An 11,698-nucleotide genomic window follows, 5' to 3' on the forward strand; every position below is an offset into this window, starting at 1 on the left:
TTCAGCGACAGTCCGCCATTACAAACACAGGAACACAGCATGCAGCGTTCGCCCTTCATCACCAGCGCGATCATCGAGGTCGTCTTTCTCAACATCCTCCTTTTCATCGCCGGCCTGATCGGCATGGCCACCCACGGCTGGCAGCCGCTGGACTGGCTCTGGTTTCTCTGCCTGACCGCCGTCGGCCTCGGCAGTGGCTTGTTTTACCTGCACAAGCTGCGGGTCGCCCTGACGCCGCTCAACCACATCTCCCGCGTCGCCGGCGAAATCGCCCAGGGTGTCATCGGCCAGCGCATTCCCGACACGCAGCGCAAGGACGAACTGGGCACGGTGTGCCGCCACGTCAACGCCATGCTGGAGCAGATGGAAACCTGCTTCACCAAGCAACGCGAGGCCTTGCAGGCGGCCAGCGAAAACCGTTTCGCTGACCAGATCGACAGCGCCGGCCTGCACGGCGTCTTCCGCCAGGCCGTGGACCAGGGCAACCAGTCGCTGGCCATCCTGATGCGCAACTACCACAAGGAAATGCGCAACAACCTGTTGTCCCGGCTCGGCCAGCTGAATGCCGAAAACCTGCTGAAGAACATGCGTACCAGCCAGCGCGACATGCTCGGCATCGTTGCCGCCACCGACGAACTGGCCAAACTGTCCACCGACAACGCCAGCGCCGCCCAGGAAAGCAGCACGGCCATCGCCGAAGTCGTCGGCGCGATGAACCAGCTGGTCGACAAGATCGAGGCAACCGGCCACGCCATTACCGAATTCAACGCCCACCGCGAGGAAATCGCCCGCTCGGTCAGCCTGATCGCCACCATCGCCGACCAGACCAACCTGCTCGCCCTCAATGCCGCCATCGAAGCCGCCCGGGCCGGCGAACACGGCCGCGGCTTTGCTGTCGTCGCCGACGAAGTGCGCAAGCTGGCGGAAGACTCCAAGAATGCCTCGGCGGCCATTTCCGGCATCATGAACACACTCCAGGTCGATGCCGAAAAAATGCTCGCCAACGCCGGCGAAATGCGCAACATCGCATCGGTCTCGTGCTCGACCATCGGCGATTTCGACCAGCGCTTTGCCGGCGTCGCCGACTCCTCGGTCACGGCCCTGGCCCAGATCCGCTACGTGCACGACGTCAGCTTCGCCTCACTGGCCAAGGTCGATCACTTCATCTACAAGCAGAACGGCTACATGGCCGTCAGTCGTGGCGGCGACTCGGAAAACGCGCAGGCCGTCGCGGTCAACGAACTCAACTGCCGCCTGGGCAAATGGCTGACGCAGGAAGATACCGTCGCCGTCTTTGGCAAGGTCAGCAGCTTCCGCCGCATCGCCGAACCGCACCAGCAGGTCCACGGGAACATGCATCAGGCGATGGACTACATGAGCCAGGGCTGGGAAACGGATTTCGCCGTTCAGGAAAAACTCCACGGCGCTTTCGAGCGGGTGGAAAAAGGCAGCGACGGCGTCATCGAAGCACTCGACAACATGGTCACCGAAAAACACGGCGTACACTGAGCCGCTGTCGCAAAGCCGACAATCCAAACAGAACGCAAGTTACTGAATTCATTGGAAAGACAAGCTGGCATCACCCTTGCAATGACTTGCTCATCTACAAGGAGATGCGCATGCCAAAACCGAAAAAACACGTTCTCGTCTGCGTCCAGGGCCGCCCCGCCGGCCACCCGCGCGGCTCCTGCCAGGAAAAGGGCTGCGGCCAGACCTGGCAGGCCTTCTCGGACGAATTTACTGCCCGCAACCTGTGGGCTTCCGGCTTCCATCTGACCAACACCGGCTGCCTCGGCCCCTGCCATCTCGGCACCAGCGTCATCGTCTACCCGGAAGGCACGATGTACGTCGGCGTCAAGCCGGAAGATGTCGGCACCATCATCGACGAACACCTGATGTTCGACCAACCCGTCGCGCGCCTGCTGGCGCCGGCCGACGTCTGGGCCTGAGATCATGGAAACCGTTCAATACGAAATCGGCGACATGGTCTATGCCGCCGAAGACATCTACAACGATGGCGGCATGCCCGGCGTCGATGATGAAGACGCGCTGATCGTCCCGGCCGGGGCCCGTGGCGTGGTCGTGCATTTCGGCCACACCGAGCTGAACCCGGAACAGGAAATCTACCTCGTGCGCTTCGAAAGCGGCCCCGACGACGTGCTCGGAGACCCGATCGGCGTGCTGCCCGAGGAGCTGACGCAGAATATTGCGGTCGACGCCTGAAAAATGGGAAAAATCGGCATTTTCTTCGGCACCGATACCGGCCGCACGCGGCTGGTGGCCAAGCAGATCGCCAAGAAACTCGGCGACGCTGCAGCCACCCCGGTCAATATCGGGCGCACGACGCTGGCCGATTTCCTCGCCCATGACTGCCTGATCGTCGGCAGCCCGACGCTCGGCGACGGCGAACTGCCCGGCGAATCGACCGGGCTGACCCAGCCGAGCTGGGAAGAATTCCTGCCGCAACTGGCCGGCACCGACCTGAGCGGCAAGACCATCGCCATCTTCGGCCTCGGCGACCAGAAGAAATACCCGGACGAATTCGTCGACGCCATCGGCATCCTGCACGATGCCTTCGTCGCCGGCGGCGCCCGCGTCGTCGGTCGCTGGCCGACAGCCGGCTACGAATTCAACGTCTCGCAGGCGGTCGACGGCGACGACTTCCTCGGCCTGGCCATCGACCAGCACCACCAGGCCATGCTCAGCGAAAGCCGCATCGATGCCTGGCTGGAACAGATCAAACCGGAGCTGCTGCCATGAATACCAATCCCTGGTCGCTACCCAAGGACCGCTCGCTGCGCCGGCTGCTCGTCTCGCTCGACGAGAAGGTCGGCGAAGCCTGCGATGTCAGCCCCGACGACGGCGCCGATCCGTGCATCGTCACGCTGCACCACAGCGAACTCGCCAGCCTGCGCGCCCACGTTTACCTGCACGGCCAGCGCCCCGGCACCTACGGCGTCTTCTACGAATACCCGCACCCGGTGCCCGGCATCATCGAAGCCGAAGAGAACCTGCCGCTACCGAAAGCCCTGGCCAGCCTGGCCATGCACTTCGACGCCTGACTAACTGCGGCGACGCTACTGCCTATCCCGCAAACCCCTGGATGAAATTCCCGGCGACAGCAGCGGCCAGCGGTTTGCTGAACAGATAGCCCTGGATCCACTGGCACCCGATGCGTGACACGAATTCAAGTTGCGCCTCGGTTTCCACGCCTTCAGCAACGACCTGCTTGCCCAGCTTCTGGGCGAGCAGCATGGTCATTTCGCAGATGGCTGCGTCGTTTTCATCGGTCTCGATGTCCTTCACGAAGGAACGGTCGATCTTGATGATGTCGATGGGAAACAGCTTGAGATAGGCCAGCGACGAGTAACCGGTGCCGAAATCGTCGAGCGCCAGTTTGACCCCGATATCGGCCAGTGCCTGCATCATGATGATGTTTTCTTCCGGATCGCTCATGGCCATCGATTCGGTGATTTCCAGGTGCAACTGTCCGGCGGGCAAATCAAACTTTGCCAGTACCTGCCTGACCAGCGCCGGCAGGCTTTGGTCGTGGAATTGTGCCGGGCTCAGATTCACCGACATGTGCAGATCGGCGTATCCGGCCTGGTGCCAGTATTTCAGTTGCCGGCAGGCCTCTTCAAGCACCCATTTACCCAGCGGGACGATCAGCCGGGTTTCCTCGGCCAGGGCGATGAAATCTCCGGGAAACACCAGGCCACGGGTCGGATGCTGCCAGCGCACCAGGGCTTCGAGACCGACCACACGCCGTGCACCAGGTTCGATCTGTGGCTGGTAATGCAGCACGAACTGCTCTTTTTCCAGCGCGATCTTCAGTTCATGCTCGATCGTCACACGCTCTGCCACTTCGTCGCGCATGGCTTCGATGAAGAACTGGAAATCGCTGCGCCCATTCGCCTTGGCGTGGTACATGGCGATGTCGGCGCACTTGATCAACTCGCTGATCTCGGTCGCATCGTCCGGGTAAAGACAGATCCCGATACTGGGCGAAGTGCGCAATTCAGCGCCGGCGATGGCATACGGCGCCGCCAGCTGGGTAACAACCTTGCTCGCGATCTCGGCCACCCCGTCGCCCGCCTTCTCGACGCCGGAGAGCACCACGACAAACTCGTCGCCGCCCAGACGGGCGACGATATCGCTTTCCCGGACGGACTGCTGCAAACGCCTGGCCACCTGGATCAGCAACTGGTCACCGATATTGTGGCCGAGCGTGTCGTTGATCGTCTTGAAGTGATCAAGGTCGATCAGCATGATGGCCAGCGATTTCTCGAAACGCCGGGCGAAGGCCATGCCTTGATCGAGGCGTTCGTAAAGGCTGAAACGGTTCGGTAGTCCGGTCAACACATCGTGATGGGCCAGAAAGCGGATTTTGTCCTCAGCCGCCTTGCGATCCGTGATGTCCTCGAAGGTACCGATGTAATTGACGACCTTTCCGGCACTGTCGCGCACCACGGAAATCGACAGCCGTTTGGGATAGGGCTCGCCGTTCTTGCGCCGGTCCCAAAGCTCGCCCTGCCAGTAATCATTGGTGAGCAGCGCGGCCCACATCTCCTGATACGTTTCAGGCGGCGTATTGCCAGCCGACAGCATCCGGGGGTCCTGACCGATGGCTTCTTCCTTGCTGTAGCCGGTCAGCTTCGTGAACTCCCGGTTGACGGCCAGAATCCGGTTATCGGCATCGGTAATCAGGATGGCTTCGCCGCTGCTGGAAAAAACCCGCGACATCAGGTGCAGATTGTTTTCGACCCGCTTGCGCTCGGTCATGTCGCGACCGATGCCGAGTACGCCAACCGCCCGCCCGCTCACCCCGGACATCGGCGTCTTGATGGTTTCGAGAAAAATGGGCTGCCCGCTCTCGGCATGGATCAGCCACTCCTCGTTGACCCGGGGTGTGCCCGCCGCAATAGCTTCCTTGTCCTTCTGCCGGAAAAAATCCGCCAGTTCGGCCGAGGTGAAGTCGTAATCGGTGCGCCCGATGATCTCGCATGTCGGCGCGCCAAACATGCGGCCGAACGCCTGGTTGCAAGCCAGGAAAACTCCCTCGGTATCTTTCAGCCAGACCGGGTCCGGCAGCGCATTGATCAGGGTTTCCATCTGCCCACGGCTCTCGCTGAGCTGCAGGTTGGTCAATGAAAGATGGGAAAGGTAAGAGGCGAGGCCAACGATCAGCCCCATGATCCGGCGCACCTGTTCACGGCTGAAACGGGGCATCTCGTGAATTGCCGCCAGATAGTCGGCTTGGTCATAGCCGTAACGTTCGGCCTGGGCGACGAAAAAACTGTCGTCGATCAGGTCATCGTCGTAAAAGAACTGGCCGCAATAAAGATTGCCCAGATGGGCATCGCCGACAAAAACCGGCGTCACCACATCCCACAGGCCGTTCTTGCACTTGTAATCGATGAACTCGCCTTCCTTCAGGTGGCTGGACAGGAACAGGTCGCTCTCGGTGCAGTTGATGCAGGCCCCCGGGGTCGCCCGGTGAAAATCGGTGCAGGCGCGTTGCCAGCCGGCGCTTTGCAGGATATTGCCCTGCGGATCGAGCAGCGCAGTCGGCATGCCGAGCAGGAGCGTCAGATCGTCCAGCAAGGTGCTCAGGGATTTGATATCGACCAGCGATGCCAGCGGTGCTTCCGATATCTGGTTGGGCGTCCTGTTCCGGGCCTGATCCCAAGTGATGTCGCTATTCAGGCGCCCCGGATACCACTTCACTTCGCGAACATCGTTCGGCTTGATAGAACCCATTTAAAAATATCCCCGTATCTGAATCCAGCCTCGCACCATGCGCACCGACCTTTTGCCCTGATTATAAAAGGGATATTCATCCGCCGTGCCCGCTCACCGCAAATCAAGCCAGCGCCTGCTCCAGCAACACCGCCACATGCACCGCCTCGCGCCCGCTGCCATCCCTGATCTGGTGCCGGCAGGAAAACCCGTCGGCGACGATCACGGTATCGGCGCTGGCGGCGCGCACGGCCGGGAGCAGCGCGAGTTCACCCATCCGTACCGAAACGTCGTGGTGTTCGGCTTCCAGGCCGAAGCTGCCGGACATGCCGCAGCAACTGGCGTCGACGATCTCGAATTCGAAATCCGGAATCCAGCCGAGCACCTTCTTCACCGACTTCATAGCGCCGAAGGCCTTCTGGTGGCAGTGGCCGTGCACCAAAGCGTGGCCGCCAGGGATCGGTTTGAGGGCCAGCTTCAGCCCCTTGTTGCCTTCGCGCATCAGGAATTCCTCGAACAGGAAGGCCTGTTTGGACAACTGGCCGACCTCGGGGCCGAGGCCCAGGCTGTAGAACTCGTCGCGCAGCGCCAGCAGGCAGGAGGGCTCAAGGCCGATGATCGGCGTGCCGGCAGCGAGCGCCGGGGCGAGCGCAGCCATGACCCGCTGCGCTTCCACCTTCGCCTCCTCGACCAGGCCTTGCGACAGGTAACTGCGGCCGCAGCACAGCGGGCGCTCGGGTTCGCCGTCGGTTTTTGCCGGTTCCAGCACGTCGACCGCAAAACCCGCGGCGCGCAGCACCTTGATCGCGGCGGCAGCGATTTCCGGCGTGTAGTAGTGGGTGAAGGTATCGACAAAAAGCAGCACTTTGCCGCGTTGACCGCAAAATTCCGCACTTTCGGCATGGAAACCGCCGGCAACGATCTCCGGAATCGGCCGCCGGGCCGAAATGCCGAGCCAGTACTCGGCCAGCTTCGCCACCAGCGGTGACGCGTTGCGCAGCCGCACCAGCGCCTGCAAGGTCGGCCGCCATTCGTGCAGCCAGCGCGGCAGCGCGCCGAACAGCCGGGCCCGGTGCGAAACGCCGAGGCGCTCGTTCTTCTGCGCCAGATATTCGGTCTTGATCAGCGTCATGTCGACGGCGCTCGGACATTCCTTCTTGCAGCCCTTGCACGAGACGCACAGGTCCATCGCGGCGGCGAGGTCGGGATGGGCGAACGGATCGTCGCCAAGTTCACCATTGAGCGCCGCCTTGAACGCCTTGACGCGGGCGCCGGTGGAATGCGCCGCGTCGTGCGTGATGCGGTAGCTCGGGCACATCACCCCCTTGCCTTCGCGCTGGCACTGGTGGTTGTTCATGCACACGGCCACCGCCTTGGCGTAGTTGCCGCCGGTGGCCGGAATACCGGCATAAGCGTCGCCAACACCGTAGGTGTCGTAGGCCGACCAATCGAGATGGGTTTTCATGAGTGACAGCCAAGCAAAACCGGCGCCACAAATTATTCTTTTAAAATCAATTCACTAGCAAACACCCGCCATGTCGGGATCACGACAATGCCGGCATCTAGCGGCTGAGTGGGTCGCGTTTTCCGCTGTGCTGATGGAAAACCAGCGTGAAAGCACGGCCGCTCAGGCTGCGGAAATGCAGGGCCTGCATGGCGCCGCTGAAACCACGATAGCCATGTGGCTGACCATCGGCGGTGACGAAGTCGACCTCGCCGACACCATGGTCCCGGTCGACGATCAATGCCGGCCATTCCGGCTTGCCGAAGGTACCGACCTGAACGAAGCCCACCGCCTTCTGCGCCGCCACAACGTCACGCTGACTGCCGTGAAAAAAACCGCCGCCCGCACTGAACAGCACGAACACCGCCATCAGCACAGCGAGCGCGATCCAGACGACCAGCAAGCGGCGCCGGTGGGTGCTACCGAACAGTGTGATCAGCATCCTGCCTCCGAAAGCGTGACAATTTCAGGCATTATCAATCGCAGCCCGCCCGCGCCCCAAGCGGAACGGGCATTGATAATCGTGCTGGCGAAAACTATCGTTCAGCAACACCCCGTTTATCCAGCACACCAAGGAGATTTGCGATGAAAACAAACTGGCTGCGCCGACTGGGTTTGACGAGCCTGCTCGCGTTTTCCACCCTGCCGCCTGCACACGCTCAGGCAGCCTGTCCAGGCTTGCTCGATCATCAGTTCATCAACCTGCAGGACGGCTCGCCGATGCCGCTCTGCCAATACGCCGGCAAGGTCATCCTGGTCGTCAATACAGCGAGCAAATGCGCCTTCACGTCGCAGTACGAAGGGCTGGAAAAACTCTACGCCCGACTGAAAGATCGCGGCCTGGTCGTACTCGGTTTTCCGTCAAACGACTTTGGCGAACAGGAACCGGGCAGCGATCAGCAGATCGCAGAATTCTGCCGCCTGACCTACGGCGTCGAGTTTCCGATGGTCGCCAAAACCATCGTCAAAGGGCCGGGCGCCAACGCCTTCTACCAACAACTGGCCGAGCGCACCGGCAGCACGCCGAAATGGAATTTCCACAAATACCTGATCAATCGCGACGGCAGCGAAGTCGTCGCCTACACCAGCCTGACCTCGCCCGACAGTCGGAGCTTGCTGAAGAAGATCGAGCAGTTTCTTGGTCAGCCGTGATCAGGCTAGGTGTGAGTTGTTGATGAATTTGGCGAAGGGTTGGAATCGACCCGAAGCGGTAGTTGGCTGCTTATCAAAGCGGACGCTCAACATCTGACATAACCGGCGCCGCGCGGCTTCATTGCGCAGCGCCCGCGTTGATGGATTGGTTTGGCACTACAAGTAAAGCCAGACCAGCCAAGAATTCACTTCCGATAGAGAGAGCGTGCAGTAAAAGCTCTTCAAATTCGGCGGGTGAAACAACTAGTTGATCTCCGACGTTTAGTTTTGCTCCTGTCTTACGAAGGTATTCCTCATCCACAGTTCCTCGGCGATGAACAATCAGGTGCCGATTCTGATTAAGGCGCCACGCTGTTGGTGCCGCCAATTTCTCACGAAGGCAAGAGGAATCAATAAGTGCTTCGCAGGCGCACTTGAGCGTTGGGAGGCTGCTCAGGTCGCGCTCCTCGAACAATAAGCGTCCCATTTGCTTAGATAGATCGAAGCCTCGCGAAGCCAGATCGTCGACATTCAGTTTAGGTAACTCGAATTTGCGCTTGGCACTTTGGTCTGACAGCAACTTGGTAACAAGATCAGGACGGCTATCTAAGAGCAATGTAAGTTCATCACCGACCAGCATTTCCAACGCTGACCACGCGGCCACCGTGCCTTGCAGCAATATTTCGCGTGCAACAGATTGGATTTCCGGAGTTTCATGCAAATGAAGTAGAAATCTTGCTGTTTCCAAAACCAGCGAATCGATGCCATCCTCGGATTTGGAGAACGCAACCATTTTCGAGTTGGCGATCACCCCTGCAGCTTGGTTGCGGCGAGCTTCAAGCCCACCTTCGGTTTCATTTGGTTCCCTACCTATTGACCGTGCTCGAATTCGCTCGGCCATGGAGAAACGCTGATATTGTTTGTCATGCGCCGCTTGATTTGCCAGAAGAAAAGGTGCCGCGGTTGTTTGGATCGTGGCGCTTAGCCGATCAATGAACGTTTCCGCAATGGCCCGGAATTCAAGGGGTAATAGAGGTAGGAAATCTCGAATGGCCCTAGTTTCATCCTCTAGCGAAAATGGAACGAGGAATTGCTTCGTAAGTTCATCAGTTACCAAGCGAGTTTCTGGTGTTAGCGCCACGGACAACTCCTGCCTCACGTTTGAATTCACCCGACCGCACGGCTTTTCGCGTAGCTCGGGTGGAATGATGGGTTGGGCCGCATGTTGCGCTACGCATTAAGCAATTGCATGTCGGCGAAGAATGCTTCGGCCTTATTCCAGCCAAGTAGATCGATGATCTCAAATGCCAAGCTTCGATCCTTGAATTGCCCAAATAGTGGGTCGGTGTTCGCAGCCAAATGTTCAAAGCATTTTGTTGTTGGCTCGTGAAAAGAGCCATCCTCCCAATGAAGAGCTTGGTTGCGAGCTTGCCAGATGACTTCACTTAACGGGATGCCATAAACAATCCGTCCGTCTGGGCACCCGGTGCGCTTCTTTCCGTAATGAAGTGAAATGCCCTGCTTGCCGTACTGGAGGAGGCTACCGCTAAGAGCGGCAACAGAGAATTGGCGCGCTGCTAGTCGCTGAACAATTTCGTCATATTCAGCTTTCTTGTAATAGCGATCCTTATCGACGCCGAAGTAAGTGTCCCAATGGATTGCGGTTCCAAGCCCTTCGTCGTCGAGGTCGGGGTTCATCGCCAAGAACTCTGCGCGACGGTATCCTTCATCAGTTGTGGCAGTCAGTGCCGCAAGTTCTGCGCGGGTCTCAGTCAAGACATTTTGTTCGCGATAGATTTCTGAGACCACGGTTTCTACAGCGTGGCGAATTTCGGTCAGGTAGTCGGGAATCTTCATAATTTGATGCACACGAATAATGCGACCCAACGTTGAAAATAACCGGCGCCGCGGCAAGGCAGTTGGGGAAACGACATGTGTTTCACGGCGTCCAGGTTGATCTGTTAGGCTTATGGAACTAGATTTTTGACACAATCGTAGTCGCGTCTTTCTGATTGCTGGTAGTGGGATTTCCGGGCGACTTCGTGACCACTATATGATTTTTGCAGCTTGCCACGACGGCAGCCAAGTCTTGTTTGAATTTATTGTTGTAGGCCAAGATTAGCTTGTCACAGGAAGCATATCGAACCGCTGCAAAGCAGCAGTGGATTAAATAGTCTCCCATGGAGTACATGGCAACTAACTTTCCGTTGTACTTCACGATGCACTCAAAGTCTGCGGCATTGCCGCCGAGTTGTACTTTGCTCTGTACAACTATCGCGCCCTTTGAAATGAGATCGTCATAGACCGCGTTGATGGTTGTGGTCTTTCCAGAGCTTGGGCTTCCTGACAGAAGAATGATGTCCATACGATCGTCCTGAGTAAACCTAACAGTTATTCACGAGCAGAAACGTCCAGGTCATTACTAATAATACGGACACGATTGGATCGCCCATAAGGTTATGAATGACATGGAGATTATCCGAAGCCGGTGTCCTTATCAATCAGCAATCATACGGACAGAGCCAACGTCCGCTATGCGACGCTTTCGTGAGAGACCACTCGTGGCCGATTGCCGTCCCCCCAACGATTGCCCCTCTTTAATCCCACAGCAACACTTCCCTCCCCGCCTACCCAAAACCTTCAATTCCCGTGACAATCCCGCCCTGTCCCGGAATCGACACAACAACCCTTGACCACCCCGCTCCCCGCCTACCTCACCGGCTATCCGCCAACGCTGACCGAACCGGTCGCCCGCCTGCTTGAGCAGGGGCGGCTGGGCGAGGCCTTGTTGCGGAAATATCCGCAGGCGCACGAGGTGCGTACCGATCGGGCGCTGTATGAGTACGTGCAGGGCTTGCGCGGCGAGCATCTGCGTAATGCGCCGCAGCCGAGCCGGATTGCTTTCGACGGCAAGCTGCAGTCGGTCGGCCGGGCGCTGGGTACGCATACCCGGATTGCCCGCGTGCAGGGTGGCAAGTTGAGGACCAAGCACGAAATCCACATTGCTGCGGTGTTCCGCGAAGCGCCGCCGGAATTCCTGCGCATGATCGTTGCGCATGAGCTGGCCCATCTCAAGGAGAGCGCGCACGACAAGGCTTTCTACCAGTTGTGCCGGCATATCGAGCCGGATTACCACCAGCTGGAGTTCGATGTGCGCGTCTATCTGTGCCATCTGGCGGGCGGCGGCGAGGTGCTGTGGCCGGCCCGGCGGGCCGACGGGTCTGTCTGATTTGCGACAAGCGACCCGACAAGGGTGCAGGATCGTTTTTGCATGTTGTTGATATAAAAGGATAAAACTCACTGGCACAGCGATTGCTGAAATGG

Annotated in this window: 13 protein-coding genes; 7 read left to right on the forward strand and 6 right to left on the reverse strand. The window is 59.1% G+C overall.

All coding sequences use genetic code 11. The annotated features are described in order from the left end of the window. Positions 1 to 39 precede the first annotated feature (39 nt). From BJN45_RS15575 to BJN45_RS15595, 5 genes are all read left to right on the forward strand, one after another. Positions 40 to 1,509 (forward strand): methyl-accepting chemotaxis protein, encoded by a 1,470-nt coding sequence (locus tag BJN45_RS15575; protein ID WP_170873111.1) that lies wholly within the window; start codon positions 40 to 42, stop codon positions 1,507 to 1,509. A 110-nt stretch (positions 1,510 to 1,619) separates the two neighbouring features. Beyond that, positions 1,620 to 1,949 carry a (2Fe-2S) ferredoxin domain-containing protein gene (locus BJN45_RS15580; RefSeq protein ID WP_076097143.1) on the forward strand — a complete coding sequence of 110 codons (330 nt, stop codon included), beginning with the start codon at positions 1,620 to 1,622 and terminating at the stop codon, positions 1,947 to 1,949. 4 nt (positions 1,950 to 1,953) lie between these two features. Beyond that, positions 1,954 to 2,223, forward strand: a complete 270-nt coding sequence (locus tag BJN45_RS15585; RefSeq protein ID WP_076096917.1) for a nitrogen fixation protein NifZ — start codon at positions 1,954 to 1,956, stop codon at positions 2,221 to 2,223. A gap of 3 nt (positions 2,224 to 2,226) precedes the next feature. Beyond that, positions 2,227 to 2,760 (forward strand): flavodoxin, encoded by a 534-nt coding sequence (locus BJN45_RS15590; protein ID WP_076096919.1) that lies wholly within the window; start codon positions 2,227 to 2,229, stop codon positions 2,758 to 2,760. Then, a complete protein-coding gene (locus BJN45_RS15595; RefSeq protein WP_076096921.1) occupies positions 2,757 to 3,062 on the forward strand; it encodes a hypothetical protein in 306 nt (101 codons plus the stop codon). Before BJN45_RS15590 ends, BJN45_RS15595 begins: the two co-directional genes overlap by 4 nt. Positions 3,063 to 3,084: 22 nt before the next feature. Here BJN45_RS15595 and BJN45_RS15600 read toward each other — a convergent pair whose 3' ends face one another. From BJN45_RS15600 to BJN45_RS15610, 3 genes are all read right to left on the reverse strand, one after another. Beyond that, positions 3,085 to 5,760 carry an EAL domain-containing protein gene (locus tag BJN45_RS15600; RefSeq protein WP_076096923.1) on the reverse strand — a complete coding sequence of 892 codons (2,676 nt, stop codon included), beginning with the start codon at positions 5,758 to 5,760 and terminating at the stop codon, positions 3,085 to 3,087. 103 nt (positions 5,761 to 5,863) lie between these two features. Next, a complete protein-coding gene (locus BJN45_RS15605) occupies positions 5,864 to 7,204 on the reverse strand; it encodes a (Fe-S)-binding protein (RefSeq protein WP_076096925.1) in 1,341 nt (446 codons plus the stop codon). Between the two features lie 97 nt (positions 7,205 to 7,301). Further along, positions 7,302 to 7,685, reverse strand: a complete 384-nt coding sequence (locus tag BJN45_RS15610; protein ID WP_076096927.1) for a hypothetical protein — start codon at positions 7,683 to 7,685, stop codon at positions 7,302 to 7,304. 143 nt (positions 7,686 to 7,828) lie between these two features. Here BJN45_RS15610 and BJN45_RS15615 point away from each other — a divergent pair, with 143 nt between their 5' ends. Then, entirely contained in the window at positions 7,829 to 8,395 is a 567-nt protein-coding gene (locus tag BJN45_RS15615; RefSeq protein WP_076096929.1) for a glutathione peroxidase, read from the forward strand. A 118-nt stretch (positions 8,396 to 8,513) separates the two neighbouring features. On the opposite strand, the gene BJN45_RS15620 is transcribed toward BJN45_RS15615, so the two are convergent. The 3 genes from BJN45_RS15620 to BJN45_RS15630 form a co-directional block, all read right to left on the reverse strand. Further along, complete coding sequence (locus BJN45_RS15620; protein ID WP_139326370.1) at positions 8,514 to 9,515, reverse strand: hypothetical protein; 1,002 nt, start codon at positions 9,513 to 9,515, stop codon at positions 8,514 to 8,516. 89 nt (positions 9,516 to 9,604) lie between these two features. Then, on the reverse strand, positions 9,605 to 10,231 hold the full coding sequence (locus BJN45_RS15625) for a hypothetical protein (RefSeq protein ID WP_076096933.1): 627 nt from the start codon (positions 10,229 to 10,231) through the stop codon (positions 9,605 to 9,607). A gap of 118 nt (positions 10,232 to 10,349) precedes the next feature. Then, positions 10,350 to 10,739, reverse strand: a complete 390-nt coding sequence (locus BJN45_RS15630) for an ATP-binding protein (RefSeq protein WP_076096935.1) — start codon at positions 10,737 to 10,739, stop codon at positions 10,350 to 10,352. Between the two features lie 324 nt (positions 10,740 to 11,063). Here BJN45_RS15630 and BJN45_RS15635 point away from each other — a divergent pair, with 324 nt between their 5' ends. Beyond that, the gene (locus tag BJN45_RS15635; protein WP_076096937.1) at positions 11,064 to 11,603 is read left to right on the forward strand and encodes a M48 metallopeptidase family protein; all 540 of its coding nucleotides are present in this window, start codon (positions 11,064 to 11,066) and stop codon (positions 11,601 to 11,603) included. The last annotated feature ends 95 nt before the right edge of the window (positions 11,604 to 11,698 follow it).

The organism is Azonexus hydrophilus, from assembly GCF_001956855.1.
GTDB lineage: Bacteria > Pseudomonadota > Gammaproteobacteria > Burkholderiales > Rhodocyclaceae > Azonexus > Azonexus hydrophilus_A.